The sequence below is a fragment of the Pyramidobacter sp. CG50-2 genome, assembly GCF_003612005.1.
Lineage (GTDB): Bacteria > Synergistota > Synergistia > Synergistales > Dethiosulfovibrionaceae > Pyramidobacter.
The window spans coordinates 17,308-37,538 of sequence record NZ_RAWT01000022.1 but is presented as its reverse complement, the minus strand read 5'-3'; the positions used below and the strand labels follow the sequence as shown (position 1 = coordinate 37,538).

Here is a 20,231-nt window from a genome sequence, read left to right as displayed (position 1 = left end):
GAGGAGTCCTTTTTCTCCATAGCTAAAGCCTTTTGGAACCACCGGCACTGCCGGTGGTTTTCGTTTTACAATAAAAAAGCGCAGACCCTTGATCCCAAAGGTCTGCGTTTTTTGTTTTTCGCGGTAAAAAAAGGAGCCGACTCCCGGCTCCATTTTTACAGTAATTACAAGCCTTGGAACGTCATGAAGTACCATCTGGCGCACCATTTATTTCAATTTGATCTACTTGTATCGTGCCCGTCAATCGTAACCTCTCCACGCCATGCGCAACGGAAGACGGGGGCAAAGGGGCGGCTTTGTTGTTATGCAGCCTCAAGTTTTTTCATATACTGTTCAAGACGTTCCGGAACCACTTCAAGCGATGAAAGCGTTTTATCGGCTGCGTCGTCAACACGACAACGTGTTTTCATCCCCAGGTCAGCGCCGTAGATTACACAGCTTAATGTGCTTGGCGCGAGCTTTTCATAATGATAGATGCTGATTGCCGCACGATTTGCCCGATCTTCTGAATTGATGCCGTATATATACAGTCCACGCCTGTTCGTAAGCGTCACAAGGCTGTCAACGAGATATACTCCCCTTGGATCATTTTCCCGATCAAAATAATCAAACACTGTTTCACGTTTCCCCGTAGCGAGACTCACAGCGTCGCGGAATTTTTGAACGAATTCACGCGCTTTTCGTTCCTTTTTCCACATTGACAGATCGCCGATCTTTAGAAGCCCCTGTGCATATGTAAAAACCGCAGGAGCAAGCTCATCTTCAGGGATCGACGGCATTACCAGACGTCCGCGCCGGTCTTCGATCGAATGTGAGCGCAGCACCTTATCGGCAAATTCGCGCCGTCCCTTTGATTCAACGTCAATGTCGTAATAGCTGAGAAACATCAGTGTGTGCCCTTCGTCCGTCAATTCCCAGGAGCCATCCGAATCATTTTTTAAAATGATCTTCAGCGCGTCTCCGTCGGGGAACGTGAACGGCAGCAAGACCTGATAATCACTCAATCCTCGTTTTTCAAGAGTGACGGCCGTTTTCAACCTGTCGCGCAGATCTTCCTCGAGATGAACAGACAGCATTTACAATTCTCCTTTCTCAGGAAACAGCGATACCTGACCTTCATCGCCCTCCCTGCAGATATTTGCCAACTTCATCAAATATTCGACAGCGCCATCAAAAGAATTATACGCCTCGGTTTCTACGGCGTATCCTTCCGAGGGGAATCTATTTCGCTCCAAATATCGCTGCGTCAGAACGTGAACGTGCGTTGAAGTTATAAGATTCTTTTCAATTTTGTTGCGATGTTCATGCGCGCCATTGCACCGAAGCAGGTTTTCTTTAAAACCAGTCTTGCGGTTGCTCACCGTCAAAATGGCCGAATAATCAGATACATTATCGGAGGCAAGACGCCCGCACATCGTGAAATGATAATCGCTCTCTGCTTGTAATTCTACATTAAAACGGACAAAAGCGAAATCTTCATTTGGAATAAGATTCAATTTCCACGCATCCTTGGCTTTGAGTATCTTGGGAATATTCAGCAAAGTTTTAATTTCCTCGTCAGTCATACATATTTGCCTCCTTGCAATATTCCTATATCTCCTTGCCCTCAACTCACGACCTTCGAGCGGGGAAAGCTCTCGACGACAGAGCCGACGATGAAAAAACGTTTGTCCTCGACCATCTGAGGCGATACAAATTGCCGTCCTTTGTCGTGTTCCAGCTGATAGCCGCCGCCTTCGACCGACGTGACGCCGTGGAAGTTCCTCGGCGGGGACGGCGAAGGGCGCTGCGCGCTGTACGAGATCGACGGCGTCAAAGTGCTGAACGGGTCCGGCCCCGGCTCGATCTCCACTGGCGATCTGCTGCGGGGCGTGCGGACCGCCGCGGCAGACCAGACGGATGCGCCGTTTTGATCCCCCAGCTGCGGGATTACCAGCAGCGCGCCATCGTCATGCTCTACAGCTGGCTGGCGCGCAACGCGGGCAATCCCTGTATCGTCGCCCCCACGGGCAGCGGCAAGTCGTGGATCATCGCGGCGCTGTGCGAGGACATCCTGCGGCAATGGCCGGACAGCCGCATCCTGATCCTCTCGCACGTCAAGGAGCTGCTTTCCCAGGACGCCGACAAGATCGTGCAGGCGTGGCCGGACGCGCCCGTCGGGCTGTACTCGGCGGGGCTGAACCATAGAGACGTGGACCGCATCACGGTGGCCGGCATTCAGTCGGTCTGGCGGCGTCCCAAAGAGCTGGGAAAAGTCGACCTTGCCATCGTCGACGAGGCGCATTTGATCAACCACAGCGACAGCGGCATGTACCGCTCGCTGCTGAAAGACCTGAAAGAACGGAATCCGCTGCTGCGGATCGTCGGGCTGACGGCGACGCCCTACCGCCTCGGGCACGGGCTGATCACCGAGGGCGAGAACCGCATTTTCGACGGGCTGATCGAACCGGTGACGATCGCCGAGCTGGTGGCGGGGGGGAGCCTGGCGCCGCTGCGGTCGAAACTGCCGGCGAAGACGCTGGACGTCGAAGGCGTCCACAAGCGCGGCGGCGAATATGTCGAAAGCGAGCTGCAGCTGGCGGTCGACACCGACGCCAACAACGCAGAGATCGTCAGAGAGACGATTTCGCGCGCCGGAGACCGTAAAGCCTGGCTGTTTTTCTGCACAGGCGTGGAGCACGCCTTCCACATGCGCGACGAACTGCGGCAGGCTGGCATTCCTACGGCCACGGTGGTAGGAGACACGCCCGCCGCCGAGCGCGCGGAGATCCTTGAAAATTTCAAATCGGGACAGCTGAAAGCCCTGACCAATGTTGATGTATTGACAACGGGCTTCGACTATCCGGGCATCGATCTGCTGGCCATGTGCCGTCCGACGCTCTCGCCGGGGCTGTACGTGCAGATGGCCGGAAGGGGCATGCGCGTCGCCGAGGGCAAGGCGGACTGCCTGGTGCTGGATTTCGCCGGCAACGTAGCGGCGCACGGCCCCATCACGAGCGTGGCGATTCCCAAGAGGAAGCGCGCGGCGGAGAAAAAACCTGTGCGCAAGTGCCCGGAGTGCGACGAAATCGTGGCAGCGAACGCCAAAATCTGCCCAGCCTGCGGGTACGAATTCCCCGCGCCGGAACGGAAACCGCAAATCATGGCGCTGCACGGGCGCGACGACATCATGGGAATCGAGCCGTCGGAAATGGAGCTGCGCGGCTGGTTCTGGAGCGTGCAGCACAGCTCCAGGAACGGCCTGCCGATGCTGCGGGTGGACTACGACTCGCGGGATTTCGTCAGGTCGATCAGCGTCAGCGAGTATCTGTGCCTGATGCACGGAGGCTTCGCCGAGCAGAAGGGATTCAAGACGCTGCGCTATCTGATGCGGTGTTCCGGCATCGCCGCCAGGTATCCCGACGCCATGACGCTGGGCGTTATCAAAAATGAAGACGAGCTGCGCGAACTGGCGCAGCTTATGAACGAGGAATCGCGGTCTCCGGCGAAGGTGTACTGCGTCAGGGAAGGCAAGTACTACCGGGTCGTAAGCCGCGAATGGAAGGTGGTGGAAGCAAATGGCGACGCTGCCGCGGAACTGGGACCAGATGGCGCCGGAGAAGCGCCTGCCGCCGGAAGCGCAGGCTAAGGAGGCGATGCTGGCCGCCGGCATCGGCGTCGAAGAGGCGCCGGACGTCGTACTGGATGGCAAGCCGCACCGTTTTCGCGTAGCCGGCGACAAGGGACGCGAAAAATCGGGCTGGTACGTGCTCTTCGGCGACAACCTGCCGGCGGGGCGTTTCGGCAACTGGCGCGGCGACCTGTCGGTGGCGTGGCACGCGACGCCCGACCACGCGCTGACGCAGGCCGAACGCGAGCTGATCGAGCTGAGCTACGAGCGGGCGCGCCTGATGCACGAGGCCGAGGCGAAAAAGAGGCACGAGCAGGCCGCGCAGGTCTGTGCGGAAATCTGGGAGAAAGCCGCCGAGGCCGACGGTGAGAACGGATATCTGGTCCGCAAGCGGGTCAGGAGCCACGGGCTGCGCCAGACGGGCGACGGGCGGCTGATCATGCCGATCTACGTCGGCGAGCGGCTGACGTCGCTGCAATACATAAGCGCCGACGGTAGGAAAGAGTTCCATGCCGGCGGCGAGGTGTCCTGCGGATATTTTTTCATTCCGCCGACGGGCGCGGCGGCGAAGGTTATCTATGTCGTCGAGGGCTACGCCACGGGAGCCAGCGTCCACGAAGCTACGGGCGCGGGCGTGGTGGTGGCGCTCAACGCGGGGAACCTGTCCAAAGTCGGGCAGTTTTTGCGCGGTAAAATGCCGCAGGCACGAATCGTTTTCGTGGCCGACAACGACAAAAGCGGCGTCGGCCAGCAAAAAGCGCAGGCGGCGGCGGGGCTGATCGGCGCGCAGGTGATCGTGCCGCCGGAGATCGGCGACGCGAACGACTACGCCGTCGCGGGGCGCGACCTGAAAGCACTGCTGGAAGTGGAGCCGGATCCCTGGCTGGTGCCGCTGAGCGAGTTTTGCCAAAAGCCGCAGCCGATCAAATGGCTGATCAAGGGGTGGGTCCAGGAGGAGGCTCTGATGATGGTTTTCGGCGCCTCGGGGACGGGAAAGACGTTCGTGGTGCTGGACCAGGCGCTCTCGATCGCTTGCCCGCAGATCAACGACTGGCAGGGCTGTCGCGTCAAACACGGCCCGGTGGTCTATCTGGCGGGGGAGGGACATATCGGTTTGAAGGCCCGCATTGCCGGCTGGATGGGCCACAAGGGGGCAAACTCGGCCGAGATGTTGATCAGTACCTCCGCGGAGGATTTGAACACGCCTGAGGGCGTTGGCAGGGTCATCGCGGAGATCGGACGCTATGAGACAAAGCCGGTTTTGATCGTCGTGGACACTCTCAACCGGTTTCTGTTCGGCGACGAGAATACGGCCAAGGATACGAAGACATTCCTCGACGCCTGCACGCGGCTGATGAACGAATTCCGCTGCTCGGTGCTGATCGTCCACCATACGGGCGTGGCGCAGGAGGCGCAAAACCGAGCCCGCGGGTCGTCGGCCTGGAAAGGCGCGATGGATCTGGAAACATGGGTCAACAAGGAGCCCGGCAGCGTGAAGGTGTTGGTCAGGCAGACCAAAAACAAGGACGCGGAGCTGCAAAGCGATCTTTGGCTGGAACAGGTGCAGATCGCGGTGCCCGGATGGACGGACGAGGACGGCTCGCCGGTGACGACGGTCGTCATGGAGCGCTCCGACGGCGGCGACGAGCCGAAGGAAAAGAAGCTCACGAAGAGCCAGCAGTTCGGGCTGCAGACGTTCCGCGAAGCGGCGGAACGGTTCGGGAAGCTGGACGCGGAGGGAAATTTCGCGGGGTTGGAACTGGAGAAATGGAGGGAATATTTTTATCAGTGCAGCCCAAGCGAAAATGACAGCACGAAAAGAAATGCATTTAGCCGTGCAAGAACAGACCTTTGTGAAATAGGACGCTTACGCGTCGAAAATGGATTTTACTTCTTAAAGGGCTTTGCCGCTGAGTTAGAGCAAAAACAGATCGCGAAAAGTTTATATAAACAGCGTCGCAAAATATAATGCGACGCTAAAAAGAGTGAACTCGGCAAAAAAAATAAACTCGGCGTTTTTGTCGCAAAATCGAAAATAGTAAAATGCGACGCTAAAATATAGCATTTGCAAGACTTTGTGTAATGCGTCGCAAACGTCGCAAAAGCGTCGCATTAGTAAACTTGAGACGCGCCCAAAGCCCGGCAAGCGTCGTCGCATTCGTCCCCCCCCCTTTAGGGGGGGCGACAATGCGACGCGACGGGATGGGTCAAAAAATGAACTCGGGGAAGTTTATCAAAGAGGTGATTAAAATAAAAGATAAAATTCGTGAAATTCTGAAAAATGATTTCGCCAAACTGATCTCGAAAAATACCGCCGAGCCGTTTGAATTGGAATTCGCGTTCGCCGCGCCGGAGCGGAAGTGGCGCGCGGACATAGCGTTTCCTGGTGTGAGGGTGGCGATCGAGATCGACGGCGGCACGTGGACGCTGGGGCGGCACAATCGCCCAGGGAGTGTGCTGAAGGATATGGAGAAGGGGAACGGCTATGCCGCCCGGGGCTGGGTGGTGTTTCATACGCCGTGGAAGTGGATCGAAGACGGCGAAAAAGTGCGTGAATTGGGAGCGGATATCTGTCAGGTGATCTCGAGACGGCAGATTGAAAAAATGTATGGATGGGCGCAATGACAAGAGGTGGCCGAAAGATGAAGCTTAAACCGAAATATCTGAGTCGATTGACCAAGAAACAGTGGCTTGCCCTTCACAGGGCATGCTTTACCGAGTTCGTGGAAAAAATTGTATCTATTGAGTTTTGGGACAACGGTAAAGGAGCTGACGTGACGTTTCTTGAGGATGATTGGGATGATGGGGAGGGAGGAACCCTCTCGTTGGATGCGAATTACAGATACATGGAATTCGACCCGCCACTCGCTGAGGATACGTGGGATGGGGTGGACAGCTTCGAGAGGGGCAAGCATTTTTTCAAGTTCATGCTCGAGACATTCGGCAAAGAATATATTATCGATTATATGCAATACAGAACGGGCGTGGACGTCGAGAAATATTTAAGGGGTGAATAAATGTCTGACGATCTGAGCGAGATCAAACGCGTGCTGCGGTCGGTCTGGTGGACGCAGAAGCGACTCGACGCCGATCTCGAACGTCTGAGGGTGCTATGGGCCAAAGCGGAGGGCGTTCGAGGCATGGAGTACGACCGCCAGATAGTCCACGGCGGGAAGGAGCACAGCGCGCTGGAGGACGCGGCGTGCGCGATCGCGGACTGCCAGGGCAAAATCGAGACAGAGATTGAGCAATGGCGGGCGGCGCTGGATCGGGTGACGGGGATCATCTATGCAGTGAAGGATCAGCGGTATCAGATGCTGCTGCTGTATCGATATCGGGATCTCTGGACGTGGGAGCGGATTGCCGTGGAGATGGGGTACAGCTGGCCGCACATCCACAGGATGCACGCAGCGGCGTTGAAAGCTGCTAATGAAATCTGGCAAAAACGAAAAGATGAGATAGAATGAGACACTCTTGACGTGATATGATGTAAGCTGGAAATCACGGGGAGAAAGAATAAAGCCGCCCATTTCAAACGGGCGGCTTCGCTGTTAATTTTTGTCCTTAGGGGGCAGGGGTCGTTCCCATGGCTGTCGCATCGGGAAATGCGGCCGTCCATGTTGTGAATAATCAACTCGCTGTGTTGATTTTGGCTGATCTGACGTCCTATCCTTTCTGCTTCTGCTTTGGTCGGAGCGGTTGCCGAAGCCCGAGAGGCGTCGTTAGCTATTACTTTCCAGCCTTTTTCACTGTGTATAACATGATGTTGTTTAGTCATGGATACCCTCCTTTCTTTTGAGATGCTTACAGTATAACACAAAATGTAGGAGGGTAAGCTTTAAATGAACACTAGACTTCTTGACCTTTGTTGTTTTTGGGCGGGAATTCTCGGGCTGAGTCATTGGACTTTTCGTGTCCGTTACGCTGAAAAAGACGAGATTCCATCAAATTCGGATGCTCATGTGGTTTATAAGCTTTGTCAGGAAAAAGCTTTGATACTGATTCAAAAATCGGAGGATTCTGACGCAGTAGAGGGCTTCGAATTAGATGAGGAAGAAAGTCTAGTTCATGAACTTCTACATTTGGTTTTTGGTATGGTGAACGTGCCTAGAAACGCGAATCTTTGTTTTGACCAAGCTATTGACCGAGTAGCCAGAGGACTTGTAAGGCTAAAGAGGGAGAAAGAGCCGGCGCTTGAATAACAATCTCATATGACAACAGGCCGCGATCTCGTGAAGAGGCTGCGGCCTGTTGTCATTATTCGATCCCGAGGACCTGGCGGTGAGAACCGAGGCGTTCGAGGCGGAGGATCTTCAGCTCGCCGTTGATCTTCTGGTACAGCAGCAGGAAGTCGCCACGCACATGGCACTCGCGGTATCCCTTGAGACCGCGTTGCAGTTCGTGGTCTTGATATTTTTTGTCCAGGGGGATGTCGTTCGCTAACCGGTCGATGATCTCCAGCAGTTCGGTGTCGAAGACTTCGCGGTAGCGTCCTTTCTTTTCGCGTTTGACGTCGCGTTTGAAGGCGGAAGAGTGCTTAATCGTCCGCATGGAACATCGCTCTCAGCCCGTCCATCGTGATCTCCGTCAGCTTGCCTTCTTCGGATTCTCTTATGGCTTCGAGGGTCTCTCTGGGTAAGTTGTAGTCGGGCTGAAAGGGCAGGCCGCCGGACTGAACGGTCTGTCTGTAAAAGAGCCTGATGGCCTGGCTGGTGGAGAGGCCGATCTCGGAGAAGATCGCTTCGGCCTGATGTTTTAGATTTGAATCGATGCGTGTGTTGATGGTTGCGGTCGACATTTTTATCAGCTCCCTTATGTAATGCGATTATAAAGCGGTATGCATTACATGTCAAGGAGCCGGAAAGCGAGGTGATCCGCCATGGCGGAACGGAAGATGACGCCGAAGCAGGCGCGGTTTGTGAGCGAGTATCTGATCGACCTGAACGCCACGGCGGCGGCCAAGCGGGCGGGGTACAGCGAGAAGACGGCGGAAAAGATCGGTCATCAGCTGCTAGAAAAAACTAGAGTCGCAGCCGCAATAGCAGCGGCAATGAATAAACGGGAGGTTCGCACGGAGATCACGGCGGATCGCGTCATCAAGGAGCTGGCCGATGTAGCGTTTTTGCGGTCGGACGAGGTGTTTACCATCGATGGTGGTCACGTTACGGTTAAAAACACGGCCGAGATGAGCGACGCCGCCAGACGGGCGCTCATCTCGGCCTCGCAGACGGTGACGGCGGCCGGGGGGACGATCACGGTTAAGCTGTGCGACAAGATCAAGGCATTGGAACTGCTGGGGCGGCATCTGGCGCTTTTTACCGACAAACTCCAGGCGTCCGGCCCTGACGGCGGTCCTCTGCTGGTGCTGGGGGCGGAGATGACGGCGGAGGCGGCGCGTCGGGCACGGCAGATCGCGCAGGAGATCAAAAATGGATGATCTCAAGTCTCTGCCGCCGGCGCAGCGAGAAATCGAGCTGGCGGCGCGTCTGGCGGTCAGCCGCGACTCGCTGGTGGCGTTTCGCTCGGCGCTCCTGGCGTCGCCGGGGGACGTTACGCCGATGGAGGCCCATCATCGATGGAGCGACATCATCCTGCGCGGCGATAAAAATTTTGCCATCGAGGCATTCCGCGAGAGCGCGAAAACACAGATCGCCCTGCGGGCGAACCTGCTGCACGCGCTAACGTTCCCGAGTCCCGAGCGCAGTTTTATCGTTATCATCCGTGCCACGAAGGAGTTGGCGGCAGCGCTGCTGCGAGAGACGTCGCGGGAGTGGCAGGCGCGGCCCGAGCTGATGATGCAGGCGGATGGGCTTCCGGATATCGTCGAGGACAGCGGCAACGCGTTCCAGGTGCGCTACCGGTCGGGACTGCAGGTGCGCATCGCGGCGTTCGGCAAGGGCGGCTCAATCCGCGGCCTGTCGTGGGGCGCGAAACGGCCGGACCTGATCGTCTGTGACGACATCCAGGATCTGGATGACGTGAGCAGTGAGACGGTCTGCGAGAGCGACTGGAAGTGGTTTATGTCCGACATCTATTTCCTCGGGCATGAATCACGGATTTTCATGATCGGCAATAACCTCGGCGAGCGATCGATCATCGAGCGGATGATCAGGGACGCCGACGTCTGGGGATTCGAGGCGGAGCGCGTGCCGAAGATGGCGCAGGACAATGCCGGGGAGTGGCGCAGCGCGTGGCCGGCGCGGTACTCGGTCGAGTCGATCCTCGAGCAGAAAGAGGCTTTCGCGCGCAAGGGCATGAGCGACGTGTGGTACCGCGAGATGCTGTGCGAGGCGCGCAGTCCCGAGCAGCAGCGGTTCCGGCGCGATATGTTCAGGTATTACGATCCGCGCACGCTGCGGCGCGACGCGCTGAGCGTCTATATGACGGTGGATCTGGCGTCGAGCAAGGCGGCCAGCGCCGACTACTCGGTGTGCTGCGTGATCGGGGTGACGCCTGAAGGGATGTGGCAGGTGCTGGACTGCTGGTACGGGCGCGTGACACCGGTGGAGCACATGGACGAGATTTTCCGGCTGGTGCAAAAATGGCGGCCGATCTCGGTCGGCATCGAGAAGGTGCAGTATCAGGCGGCGATGCTGGCGTTCCTGCAAAAGGAGATGCCGCGCCGCAACATATTTTTTAGCGTCGTGCCGCTGATCGCGGGCGCGAAGAAGGAACAAAGAATCGACGTGCTGCAGCCTCGGTTTGCCGTCGGGGGCGTATGGTTTCCCGTGGGCGCGCCGTGGCTTCAGGAGATGGAGGGCGAGCTGCTTGCCTTCCCGACTGGGCAGCACGATGATCTCATAGACGCTCTCGCATACGCGGAGCAGATCGCCAGCGCGCCGGTCACCGGCTACGCGCGGGCGGACATCGAAATCCCGGCATTCGGGTCAATGTAGGAGGTAACACGTATGGTTAATCTGGAGATCACGCGCGAGGGGTACGAGGGCATTCCGGCGATGGCGGAGACGCTCACGGAGGACGATCTGCGCCAGGTGGCGAGAGGCCGCGACGTGCAGCTGATCCCGCATCTGGTGGCGGCGGTCAAAAAGGCGCAGGAGGGCATTGCGGTGACGGGCGTGACGGTGACCGACGGGAATGGAAATACGATCTCGGGGACGCTGACGCTCAAAGTCGGCGATGAGGTGACGCTGACGGGCAAACACGAGCCGGCGACGAGCACGGCGGCGACCGGCTGGACCAACAGCGATTCCACCTATGCGTCGATGGCGGTAGATCCCGACGATACGAGGGTGATCACCGTCAAGGCGTTGGCGGCGGGGTTGACGAACCTGTCCTGCACGAGCGGCGCCGGCAGCGCGACGATCGCGGTCACGGTGCAGTAATGGCGGCGCTCAAGCTCTCCGCCGAGGCGCGGGAGCGGGTGCGCATGGTCGCCCTGCGCGACCTCGCCAGAGCGGAGGATTTTTACCGGCAGACGACGGAGCCGCTGCTGCTGAGGCGGCGGGAGATCTACCAGGCGGACAAGGATCTGTACAAGCGAATGTTCCCCCGCCTGGGGTTCTCCGACTACACGAGCCACGATTTTTACGCCTGGGTGCAATGGGCGCTGTCGCAGGCGCTCGACTCGTTTTTCGGCACGACGAAGGTCATCTCCATCGTCGGGCAGGGGCAGGGCGACGCTGAAAACGCTCAAGTGATGGAAGAGCTGATCAAATGGCAGCTGGAACAGGGCAACAAAGGATTTATGTTGTTTTCCAGCTGGTTTGAGGACACGCTCGTCTACGATCTGGGTGTGCTGAAATGCTGGTGGTCGCGGGTATCCCAGCCGCGCGAGGAGACGGTGACGGTGCCGCAGGACCGGCTGATGGGAATGGCGCAGACGCCGGGCGTCGAGCTGCTGGACGTCGGAGCGCCGGATTTTTACGGCGACTGTCAGGTGACGCTGCGGCGCATGGTGACGACGGACAATCGGCCGGTGCTGGATCATGTCAGTCCTTTTGACATGCGCTGGCTGCCGGAAGCGCGCCGTATGGAGGAGTCGCTGTTCGTGGCGCAGCGTCAGATTGTCACGGGCGACGTGCTGCTGCGCGGCGCAAAGGAAGGCGTGTACGACCGCGACGAGGCTCGTCGGGCCGTGGACGAGGGCGGTACGGTCGACTACGAGATGGCGGATCAGGTGTTGAACCCGGAGCTGGAGATGTTCCCGGCGCAGGAAGACGATGCCGCCAGACGCCGCGTGGAGATTTTCGAGTGCTACGTCAAGCATGACGTCAACGGCGACGGCGTGCTTGAGGATCTGATCGTGACGCTGGCGAACGACCATCTGCTGCGTGTGGAGCTGAACCCGCTGGGACGGCTGCCGTTTTTCGTGCTGTCGACGCAGCATGACTCGTCCCGCGTGCTGCCGCAGTCGTCGATGGCGGACATCGAGGGCGAGCTGCAGGCGCTGCGAATCGTCTTCGTGCGGCAAATACTGCTCAACATCAGCGTCAACAACACGCCGAGGTATTTCATCGACGTGAACCAGGTGGACGTCGAGGACCTGACGAAAGACAAGATGATGGTCCGCTGCAAGGGCAATCCGCGCGACGTGGTGACGGCGTTCCCGTCCGCGCCGCTGGCGCCGTGGACGATGCAGCTCATCGAGTACTTCCGCAGCGTCGAGGAGGAGTGGACGGGGCGCACGCGCTACAACCAGGGCACGGACGCAAACACGCTGAACAAAACGGCGACGGGGATTTCGTTGATTATGAAGTCGTCGGCGCAGAGGATCAACCATATCGTCAAGATCTTCGCGGAGACGGGCGTGAGCGAGCTGAACCGGTTCCTGATCCGCCTGAACCAGACGTATATCGATCAGGCTCAGGTGGTGAGGCTGCTCGACCGTGCGCTGACGATTCAGCCGGACGACCTCGACGGCAATTTCGACATCGTCGTCAATTCGGACGTGGGGCTGGGCGAAAAGGAGCAGAAGGTCAACTCGCTGACGAGCTACCTTCGCGAGGTGTACCCGTTCGCCATGCAGCTGGGGATCGCGGGGCCCGCGGATTTCTCCCGGGCGGCGATCCGGCTCTTGGAGCTGCTGGGGTGGAAGGACGCGCGCACGTTCCTGCGCACGCCGGAGGAGATCCAGCAGCAGCAAATGCAGCAGCAGATGATGATGCAGCAGGCCGCGCCGGCTCCGATGCTGGCGGCTCCGCAGGTGGCGGGGAATGCCGGTGTTCAGGCCGGCGCGGCCGCGGCCATGCAGATGTTACAGGGAGGTGTTCCCCAAGGTGGATTTGGACAGGGGTAAGTTAGAGCAGCAGGCGTTGAGAGGACAGCAGGCGAAGACCTGTCTGTCCTTTTTTGATGACTTCGAGAACGACATGAAAGATCGTCTCTGGCAGGCGACGCAGAGGAACGATCGGGCTGCGAAAGAAGCACTGGCCTATGTTGCCGTGACGATCAAGATGTTCAAGGCGTTTCTTCAGTCCGCCGTCGGCGACGGACTGGTTGCAGAGAAAGAATTGAAGGGAGCGGAAAACAATGGATAACGACAACGTGGTAACGCAGGGCGCGGAACAGCAAGAAGCGCAGCCGCAGGTGGACAACCGCGGCTTCGACGAGCTGAGCGACGAGGAGCAGCAGGAAGTCCTGCGCGCGTCTTTTTTCGGAGAGATCGAGGACGAGCCGGAAGATGAAGGCGGGATCGAAGGGGGAAAAGACGAAGAAGAAAAAGATGGAACTCCCGCAGACGGTGACGGAGCTGACGGCGAAGGGAAGCAGCCGGAAGGGGCGCCCGAAGGCAAAAAAGCGGCGGGTGAAGATCCCGCAGCGGCTGCACCGAAAGGCGAAGCCGGGAACGAATATACGCCCGAGGAGTTTCTTCTTCTTGCGCCCGACGAGGTAGACGCTTCCCGTCTGCCGCAGGCGGCGCGGATCGTCCACGAGCGGGATATGCAGTACTACCGCGACACGATCCAGCCTCAACTTAACGAGCTGGCGCAGCTGCGGCAGTTCCGCGAGAACGTGCTCAAAGTGCAGCAGGCGGGACCTCAGCCGCAGGCGCAGGCACAGCCGAAAGCGCCTGACTTCAACGCCCAGGTCAAGGCTGAGGCGATGCGCCGCCTCGGCGTGACGAGCCTGGATGATTTCAACACCGACCATCAGATCATGGTGGCGCGGGTGACGGGCGAGCTGCAGCAGGCGGAGTTCCAGCGCGCGCAGGCGGCGCAGATGCGACAGGCCCAGGCGGCACAGGCGCAGCAGATGTACGGATCGCTGATGGGCGACCTGCAGCGGGAGTACGGCGCGGATTTCGCGCTGATCGACCGCTATGCCATGGCGGAGATGCAGAAGATGCCGTATCAGAGCGTGATGCAGACGATGGCAGAGCTGCAGTCCGGCGACGTCGCGCGCATCAAGGCGGTGTACAAGGGCTTCGCCGACCGCTACAAGGCGTCGAAGCAGCCGGCCGCGCCTGCGCAGCCGGCTGCGAAAAAAGAGGTGGAAGCTCCGCCCAAAGTGATCGGGGGCAGCGGCGGCGACGCCGGGGCAGGAATGTCCTGGGGCGAAAAGGATTTCGCGCGCGCCAGTCGGAAGGACCAGGTGCGCATGCTCCAGGACGCGTTTTTCAAAAACTAGGAGGACATAACACATGGCACTTACGCAGTACAACGCAACGGGGAAAACTTTCGATCTGGGCAAGCTGATCACGATCATCTCGCCCAGCGACGCGCCGATCCTGAACCGGATCGGTTCGGCGGGGAAGGCGACGCAGGTCGTCCACCACTGGGAAGAGGACGAGCTGCCGAAGCCCATCGACAACGCGCACGTGGAAGGCGAGACGTTCAACGTCGAGAACCCCGGCGAGACGACGATCAAAGACAACGTCTGCCAGATTTTCCACAAGGGCTTCGGCGTCACCGACACGAACCTGGCGGTGAAGCGCTACAACATGAGCAATAAACTGGCTTACGAGATGCAGAAGGCAATGAAGGTGCTGGCTCTCGATCAGGAGCGCGCCATCATCCGCAGCAGCAAAAAGGTGCTCGGCAACAACGCCACGGCACGCCGCATGGCGGGGCTGCCGTACTACATCAGCACGAACGTGTTCAAAAACGGCGGCACGGCGCGTCCGCTCACCTACGAACTGCTGAACGACGCGCTGGAACAGGTGTACGAGTGCGGCGGCGATCCCGACGTGATCGTGGCTTCCCCCCGCAACAAGCGCGTGCTGTCGCTGCTGCTGCCTCTTTCCACGGAGCGCAGCCAGAAGGCGGAGAGCAAGAAGATGGTGGCCACGATCGACGTGTTCGAGGGCGACTTCGGCACGCAGCGCGTCATCACCGACCGCTGGCTGCCGAATACGGACGTGTACGTGCTTTCCACGCAGTATCTCGGCATGGTGCCGCTGCGTCCGTTCGGCAAGAAGGAGCTGCCCAAGACCAAGGACGCCACGGAACAGGTCATCGTCGGAGAGGTTACCATGGAGGTCCGCGCCGAAAAGGCCAGCGCCCGCATCACTGATCTCGACGGCGTGCTGCCGACGGCTCCTTAGTATGGGCGCGCTGGAAATCGACGACGCCGTCCGGACGTTTCTGCGCATCAAAAACGGCGACGAGTACACGATCACCAAGGTGATCGACGACGACGTGTACCGTCGCCGCTGCCACGAGCTGAGGACGGCGCTAGGCGGCACGCGGGGGCTGATCCGCGACAAAAAGGGATCGGCCCTCGCGCAGTTCCGCTATTCGATCCCCGTCGACGAGTTCGACGCCCTGCTGATGGCGGGCGATCCGGACGCGCTGGCGTGGAGCATGGACAAAAACGACAGAAAGGCGCTGCATCGGCTGGTGCAGCGCTATCCGCACTGGAGGGTTTGCGCATGATCGCGGCGTCTCAAATCTGTCAGATGGCGCGTCTCAGCGTGGGCGACGCCGGACGCACGACGTACAGCGACTACGAGGTGATGACGGCGCTGCAGTCGTCGCTCGATCTGCTGGTGATCAGCTGCGACGAGTATTTTTCGCCTCTGCTGATCAAGTCGGCGGAGCTGGAGCTGCCAGCCGGGCGCGCCGCGCTGCCGGAGGATTTCCGTTCGGTGGTCTCTGTGCTGGTGCCGCGCGGCGCGGCGCTGGGATCGAACTACGAGACGGGGCCGTTCCGCGGGGAATTTCGCTTCGAAAACAGCGAGATCGTCTCGCCGGAACCGCGAGTGACTCTGACGTACCGCTACCGCCCGGCACGACTGACGGCGATCGACGACGAGATCGACGCGCCGGAGGTGCTGCTTTTGCCGCTGGCGCGCATGACGGCGGCGCTGCTCAAGGGCGATTTCGAGACGGCGCAGACTGTCTCCGACCGGACGGCGCAGGCGGGCAAGACGCAGCGCTGGGAAAACGCCGGAGAGCCGAAACTGTGGGGAGGGTACGAGCAAAATGTATAACCTGAAAATACGAGACCTCGCGGTGACGGTACGGCAGCGCGCCAACGACATAGACAAGCTGAACTACACCGACGCGGAAATCGTCAAAAGCCTCGACTCGGCGGTAAAGTACCTGTCCGGCGTGCTGATCAAACGCCGCGATCCGGAGATGATCGTCACGGAGGACGTCGTCGATTATCAGTCCGTGCCGGAAGGGTTCCATTCGTTCGTAGGGCAGTATCCCGTCTGGCGCGAGGGGCACGTGCTGCGGACGACGACAGGCAGCGCTCCCGTGCGAATCTCGTTCTGGGGGCTGCGCGGCGGCGTCGTGTCGTTGAATGACACGTTTCCGTTCCCCGAGGATTACTCCGACGCCGCCGTGGAAACGGCGCTGGCGCTGATGCTCAACAGCGACGAATATGACGTGACGCTGGAAAAGGAATTCATGGACCGTATTGTTGCTTTGCTGCCGGGGGTGGAATCGTGAGACGGGCGTCGCGGCATCGGTCGGACACGCAGATTTTGGAGTTCAGCGATTTCTCGGGCGGCATCAATATCCGCACGGCGCCGGAAAATATTGCGCTGAACGAACTGGCCGACTGCGTCAACATGACGTACTCCAACGCGCCGGGACGTCTGAGGACGCGCCAGGGGACGGGGGAGCCGATCCACGATTTCGGTTCTCCCATTTCCGGCATGTACTGGTACGACGGCGGACTGGTCGTGGCGGCGGGAGGATCGCTGTATTACCACACGCCTTCGGAGACGCGGCCTCTTGGCGCTCTGACGGGGAGTTCGGTCCCCTCGTGGGCCGAATTCGGCGGCGATTTGTACGTCGCCTCGGGCGGGAAAATCCAACTGTTCGCCCACGCGACGCATGTGCTGACGACTGTCGAGGATTCGCCCGCGGCGGTAATCGGCGTTTACGCCCGCGCCGGACGGCTCTTTTGCTGGCAGGATAACAGTGACACGCTGCGCGGTTCCGCCGTAGGGGACGCTTCCCGCTGGACGATCCCGTCTTCAGCGACGGACGCCGATCCAGTGGAAACGCAGATCGGCTACAAAGTGGCGGGGAACGTTGTCTGCTGCATCCCCTCGCTGACGGACGTGATCGTGTTCAAAACGCACGCGGCATTTCGTCTGGTGGGGGAGTATCCGCAATGGACGGTCAAGGAAATCAGCCGCGACGAGGTGCTGTCAAACGGGCACAGCGCCGTCAACATCGGCGGCTATCTGTTTTACATCGAATCCAGCAAGGGCGTGCGGCTGCTGCAGGGCACGCAGGGCTACGAAGAGATCATGCCCGCGGACGCGCTGCAGAAAGTCAATCCGTGGATCCGCGATCATCTCGACACTTCGAAATGCCGTCTCTGGCATTTGCAGGCACGGAACATTCTGCTGGTGGCGCCGGGAGCGGAAACGATCCTGCCGGCATACTACGAATTCGGACTGTCGTCGATGCCGGTGCTGAAGTGGGAGTTTCCGGCCCCGGTGACGGACGTCGTCGAGCCCGATCACGATTCGCTGTTCCTCGCGATGGGGAGCTGCATTTACGATTTTTCCGGAGCGTCTTCGTCGGATTACGATCCCGCGACGGCGACGCTGAGTTTCGTCTACTGCCGTTTTTCGAGCAAACGTCTGGTCGGCTTTTCCGAATACCTGCTCAAACGCATCGGTGTAACGACGAACATGCTGCGGCGCATCGTTTCTCAGGATGTCCTGACGGTCAGCTGTTCAGGGCGGCGACTTCTGCCAATTGTTTTTTACAGTGACGAATCGATGCCCGTTTACGGCAACATCACGCCGGTCTACGGAAACAAGACGCCGATCGGCAACGTCTACAAAGAAAAACAGGATTTCACGAAACACAACACGTTCCGCACGCGGGCGCTGCAAATCCAGTTCGAATCAGCGGGAGTGCCGTTCGAGCTGTCGCGGTTCGCGATCGAATACGTTCCCGTGGGGGTGGTGGCATGAGAGACGTTTTGGCGCGCCCCGTCGTGTCGGTTTATCTGGAACCGAACCGGCCTATTTACGCGGCGGTCGCCGTGATGGATATCGTGGTGCTCGACATAGCCCTCAAAAACGAAGAGGGCAACGCCGTCGACCTGACGGGCTGCTCCGTCGTCGTGGCGGCGCAGGATCGGGAAAAGACCGTGCTGTATACCGGCAATATCGTCGAGCCCCTGGCAGGTGCCGTGCGAGTGAAGGTGCAGCCGGACGTCGCGGGGCGCTACGCGCTTTCGGCGCGGGTCTGCACGAGCGATACGGAGGACGTGACGTTTTTTCTCGGGGCCATGTCGGTAGCGGCCGAAGACCCCGATGCCGGGCCGGCGGGTTCGATCCGCAGCCTGACGCAAGAGATGATTGACGCCAAGGCTCAGGCGACAAGCGGCATCGAGACGTTGAGCGGCTTAATCGATATGACGACGGCGGCGACAAACAGCGCCAATGCCGCGTCGAGCCTCGCTACGGAGGCGGCCAACGCCGCGAACGCGGCGGCCAATGCGGCCAACGAGGGGGCCAACACAGCCAACGCAAAAGCGGCGTTGGCCCAAAGCGCGGCGGACAGCGCCAACACCGCCGCAAATACCGCCGCGGCGGCCACACAGGCGCTGGGGGATATCGACGCTCTCGTCGCCGGCAGAGTGCAGGAGGCGAACACGGCGGCGTCCAACGCTGCATCCAGCGAGGAGCAGGCCACTTCATCCGCAAACGCCGCGGCGGCCTCTCAGCAGAGTGCCACGCAATCAGCGGATGCGGCATCGGCGAGCCAGACGGCGGCGGCAGCAAGCGCGGCCGTGGCTTTAGCGTCGCAAAACGCGGCACAGACGGCGGAAAGCAGTGCCGCGGCATCCGCAAGCGCAGCGGCTGGCAGCGCGACGAACGCCGCACAATCGGCCCAAGAAGCGGCCGCATCGGCGGCTAACGCCGCGAACGTTGTGTCCGCCGGAAACGCCATCGACATCACCGACGGTGCAGGCGGTGCGCGCGTGATTGGCGTCATGCCGTCGGCGCTGCATACCGTTTATTCAGGCACCGCTACCGACAGCGAGATCGCCGCGATGATCCAGCCGGGCGACTTGTACATACGAGAGGGATGATCACATGTTCGAGGCTGTTACAAAATCAGGCGACGCACTGATCGTGCACAACACTCTGCCGCCGGTGGGGACGATCCTCTTCATCGCCGGCAATACAGTGCCCGAAAACTGCGTGCCGGCTGTGGGCGAAGAACTGAACCGCACGACCTACGCCGAGCTGTTTGCGGCGATCGGCACGACGTGGGGCGAGGGCGACGGCAGCACTACGTTCAATGTACCGGACGCTCGCGGACGAGTCCCCGAAGGCGCACAGACGGCGGGCGGATACAACGCGCCGGGGCTGCCGGGTATCATGGGAAATGTCTTAATACATTCAGCTAATACTAGCACTAACATACAATCAGTAAGCGGAGCGTTTTATGCTGGAACCATTTTGTCTTCTTACCGAGACGGAGGCAACTGGGGAGGAGTATCTGGAGTGACCTCGATCCCCTCTTTTTCCCTTAACGCCTCGCGCTCGTCCTCCATCTATGGTGGGTCCTCTACCGTACAGCCCGCCTCCGTCAAGCTGCTTCCTGTAATTGTGTATCGAAGTAAACGCACAGTTACCAACGGCGGGGGGGGAGGGTATAGTCTAAGACTATCATCCCTCTTTGGTATCAGGGAGGCGGCATAATGGCAACCGTCGAACTGATTACCAAGAACGCGCAGGGCGCGCTGGTGCGTACCGTGGTGGGGCTGCCGGTCGGAGCAGTCTTCTGGACGGCCGCTAAAACGCCGCCGCCTCACAGTCTCGCCGCCGATGGCGCGGCTGTCAGCCGCACGACCTACGCCGAGCTGTTTGCGGCGATCGGCACGACGTGGGGCGAGGGCGACGGCAGCACTACGTTCGCGCTGCCCGACGCCAGATGGCGCGCACCGTGGGGCTCTGATAGCCTGCACGTAGGAACGTATTATTCCGCGGGGTTACCTAATATCACAGGCTCTGCATCTTGGATAGTTGCGGGTGGCTACAGTTCCCCTTCTGGGGCATTGCTCTGGAGAACCCCCCACTTTAACCACCGTGCATTATTATCTACAGAAACAGCTGATAGTAATGCTGATTTAGAATTTGATGCATCTAAATCCAATAGTATCTATGGTGGCAGCAACACGGTTCAGCCGCCCGCCCTCTGTCTGCTGCCATGCATTGTTTACGAGTAAAGGA

The 20,231-nt window shown here is 59.5% G+C and carries 26 protein-coding genes and 1 pseudogene; 21 read left to right on the top strand and 6 right to left on the bottom strand.

The features are described from left to right. The 3 genes from D7D26_RS12140 to D7D26_RS06180 all read right to left on the bottom strand — a co-directional run. Positions 1-207 (bottom strand): hypothetical protein (locus tag D7D26_RS12140; protein ID WP_147413051.1); only part of this gene is annotated, 207 nt, incomplete at its 3' end. 95 nt (positions 208-302) lie between these two features. Then, complete coding sequence (locus D7D26_RS06185; RefSeq protein ID WP_120372454.1) at positions 303-1,076, bottom strand: DUF1828 domain-containing protein; 774 nt, start codon at positions 1,074-1,076, stop codon at positions 303-305. Then, the gene (locus tag D7D26_RS06180; protein ID WP_120372453.1) at positions 1,077-1,565 is read right to left on the bottom strand and encodes a hypothetical protein; all 489 of its coding nucleotides are present in this window, start codon (positions 1,563-1,565) and stop codon (positions 1,077-1,079) included. It lies immediately after the preceding gene. A gap of 180 nt (positions 1,566-1,745) precedes the next feature. On the opposite strand from D7D26_RS06180, the gene D7D26_RS12300 reads away from it, so the two are divergent. From D7D26_RS12300 to D7D26_RS12610, 6 genes are all read left to right on the top strand, one after another. Next, positions 1,746-1,913 (top strand): hypothetical protein, encoded by a 168-nt coding sequence (locus D7D26_RS12300; RefSeq protein WP_158606286.1) that lies wholly within the window; start codon positions 1,746-1,748, stop codon positions 1,911-1,913. Further along, positions 1,910-3,628, top strand: coding sequence for a DEAD/DEAH box helicase (locus D7D26_RS06170; protein ID WP_120372451.1), 1,719 nt, complete (start codon positions 1,910-1,912; stop codon positions 3,626-3,628). Before D7D26_RS12300 ends, D7D26_RS06170 begins: the two co-directional genes overlap by 4 nt. Further along, positions 3,558-5,579 carry an AAA family ATPase gene (locus tag D7D26_RS06165; protein ID WP_120372450.1) on the top strand — a complete coding sequence of 674 codons (2,022 nt, stop codon included), beginning with the start codon at positions 3,558-3,560 and terminating at the stop codon, positions 5,577-5,579. Before D7D26_RS06170 ends, D7D26_RS06165 begins: the two co-directional genes overlap by 71 nt. 218 nt (positions 5,580-5,797) lie before the next feature. Continuing rightward, complete coding sequence (locus tag D7D26_RS06160; RefSeq protein ID WP_120372449.1) at positions 5,798-6,235, top strand: hypothetical protein; 438 nt, start codon at positions 5,798-5,800, stop codon at positions 6,233-6,235. A gap of 47 nt (positions 6,236-6,282) precedes the next feature. Further along, positions 6,283-6,627 carry a hypothetical protein gene (locus tag D7D26_RS06155; RefSeq protein WP_147413050.1) on the top strand — a complete coding sequence of 115 codons (345 nt, stop codon included), beginning with the start codon at positions 6,283-6,285 and terminating at the stop codon, positions 6,625-6,627. Continuing rightward, positions 6,628-7,077, top strand: a complete 450-nt coding sequence (locus tag D7D26_RS12610; RefSeq protein ID WP_233543481.1) for a hypothetical protein — start codon at positions 6,628-6,630, stop codon at positions 7,075-7,077. 143 nt (positions 7,078-7,220) lie between these two features. On the opposite strand, the pseudogene D7D26_RS12900 reads toward D7D26_RS12610, so the two are convergent. Further along, positions 7,221-7,388: pseudogene (locus D7D26_RS12900) on the bottom strand (DUF2188 domain-containing protein); the annotation flags it as partial. Between the two features lie 64 nt (positions 7,389-7,452). On the opposite strand from D7D26_RS12900, the gene D7D26_RS12135 reads away from it, so the two are divergent. Further along, positions 7,453-7,812 carry a hypothetical protein gene (locus D7D26_RS12135; RefSeq protein ID WP_147413049.1) on the top strand — a complete coding sequence of 120 codons (360 nt, stop codon included), beginning with the start codon at positions 7,453-7,455 and terminating at the stop codon, positions 7,810-7,812. A gap of 55 nt (positions 7,813-7,867) precedes the next feature. Here the strand turns inward: D7D26_RS12135 and D7D26_RS06145 are convergent, their stop codons facing one another. Together D7D26_RS06145 and D7D26_RS06140 are read right to left on the bottom strand one after the other, a co-directional pair. Further along, positions 7,868-8,161, bottom strand: a complete 294-nt coding sequence (locus tag D7D26_RS06145) for a type II toxin-antitoxin system YafQ family toxin (protein ID WP_120372446.1) — start codon at positions 8,159-8,161, stop codon at positions 7,868-7,870. Continuing rightward, the gene (locus D7D26_RS06140) at positions 8,148-8,408 is read right to left on the bottom strand and encodes a type II toxin-antitoxin system RelB/DinJ family antitoxin (RefSeq protein ID WP_120372445.1); all 261 of its coding nucleotides are present in this window, start codon (positions 8,406-8,408) and stop codon (positions 8,148-8,150) included. Before D7D26_RS06140 ends, D7D26_RS06145 begins: the two co-directional genes overlap by 14 nt. An 81-nt stretch (positions 8,409-8,489) precedes the next feature. Between D7D26_RS06140 and D7D26_RS06135 the strand changes: the two genes are divergently transcribed. Genes D7D26_RS06135 through D7D26_RS06070 form a run of 14 tightly spaced genes read left to right on the top strand, consistent with a single transcriptional unit; the run spans position 8,490 to position 20,227 of the window. Further along, a complete protein-coding gene (locus D7D26_RS06135) occupies positions 8,490-9,047 on the top strand; it encodes a terminase small subunit (protein ID WP_120372444.1) in 558 nt (185 codons plus the stop codon). Further along, entirely contained in the window at positions 9,040-10,506 is a 1,467-nt protein-coding gene (terL, locus tag D7D26_RS06130; RefSeq protein ID WP_120372443.1) for a phage terminase large subunit, read from the top strand. Before D7D26_RS06135 ends, terL begins: the two co-directional genes overlap by 8 nt. 12 nt (positions 10,507-10,518) lie before the next feature. Then, on the top strand, positions 10,519-10,953 hold the full coding sequence (locus D7D26_RS06125; RefSeq protein WP_120372442.1) for a hypothetical protein: 435 nt from the start codon (positions 10,519-10,521) through the stop codon (positions 10,951-10,953). Beyond that, positions 10,953-12,866, top strand: a complete 1,914-nt coding sequence (locus tag D7D26_RS06120) for a portal protein (RefSeq protein WP_120372441.1) — start codon at positions 10,953-10,955, stop codon at positions 12,864-12,866. Before D7D26_RS06125 ends, D7D26_RS06120 begins: the two co-directional genes overlap by 1 nt. Further along, entirely contained in the window at positions 12,847-13,107 is a 261-nt protein-coding gene (locus tag D7D26_RS06115) for a hypothetical protein (protein WP_120372440.1), read from the top strand. Before D7D26_RS06120 ends, D7D26_RS06115 begins: the two co-directional genes overlap by 20 nt. Next, positions 13,100-14,197 carry a hypothetical protein gene (locus D7D26_RS06110; RefSeq protein WP_120372439.1) on the top strand — a complete coding sequence of 366 codons (1,098 nt, stop codon included), beginning with the start codon at positions 13,100-13,102 and terminating at the stop codon, positions 14,195-14,197. Before D7D26_RS06115 ends, D7D26_RS06110 begins: the two co-directional genes overlap by 8 nt. A 13-nt stretch (positions 14,198-14,210) precedes the next feature. Further along, positions 14,211-15,113 carry an SU10 major capsid protein gene (locus tag D7D26_RS06105; protein ID WP_120372438.1) on the top strand — a complete coding sequence of 301 codons (903 nt, stop codon included), beginning with the start codon at positions 14,211-14,213 and terminating at the stop codon, positions 15,111-15,113. Between the two features lies 1 nt (position 15,114). Further along, positions 15,115-15,444: a hypothetical protein gene (locus D7D26_RS06100; protein ID WP_120372437.1), complete on the top strand. Its 330-nt coding sequence runs from the start codon at positions 15,115-15,117 to the stop codon at positions 15,442-15,444. After that, positions 15,441-16,001 carry a phage adaptor protein gene (locus D7D26_RS06095; RefSeq protein ID WP_120372436.1) on the top strand — a complete coding sequence of 187 codons (561 nt, stop codon included), beginning with the start codon at positions 15,441-15,443 and terminating at the stop codon, positions 15,999-16,001. The genes D7D26_RS06100 and D7D26_RS06095 overlap by 4 nt, the downstream gene beginning before the upstream one ends. Next, positions 15,994-16,467, top strand: coding sequence for a hypothetical protein (locus D7D26_RS06090; protein WP_120372435.1), 474 nt, complete (start codon positions 15,994-15,996; stop codon positions 16,465-16,467). The genes D7D26_RS06095 and D7D26_RS06090 overlap by 8 nt, the downstream gene beginning before the upstream one ends. Further along, positions 16,464-17,957, top strand: coding sequence for a hypothetical protein (locus D7D26_RS06085; protein WP_120372434.1), 1,494 nt, complete (start codon positions 16,464-16,466; stop codon positions 17,955-17,957). The genes D7D26_RS06090 and D7D26_RS06085 overlap by 4 nt, the downstream gene beginning before the upstream one ends. Then, positions 17,954-19,084 (top strand): hypothetical protein, encoded by a 1,131-nt coding sequence (locus D7D26_RS06080; RefSeq protein WP_120372433.1) that lies wholly within the window; start codon positions 17,954-17,956, stop codon positions 19,082-19,084. The genes D7D26_RS06085 and D7D26_RS06080 overlap by 4 nt, the downstream gene beginning before the upstream one ends. A 4-nt stretch (positions 19,085-19,088) precedes the next feature. After that, a complete protein-coding gene (locus D7D26_RS06075) occupies positions 19,089-19,700 on the top strand; it encodes a phage tail protein (RefSeq protein WP_120372432.1) in 612 nt (203 codons plus the stop codon). Further along, positions 19,700-20,227 carry a phage tail protein gene (locus tag D7D26_RS06070; protein WP_120372431.1) on the top strand — a complete coding sequence of 176 codons (528 nt, stop codon included), beginning with the start codon at positions 19,700-19,702 and terminating at the stop codon, positions 20,225-20,227. Before D7D26_RS06075 ends, D7D26_RS06070 begins: the two co-directional genes overlap by 1 nt. Positions 20,228-20,231 lie beyond the last annotated feature (4 nt).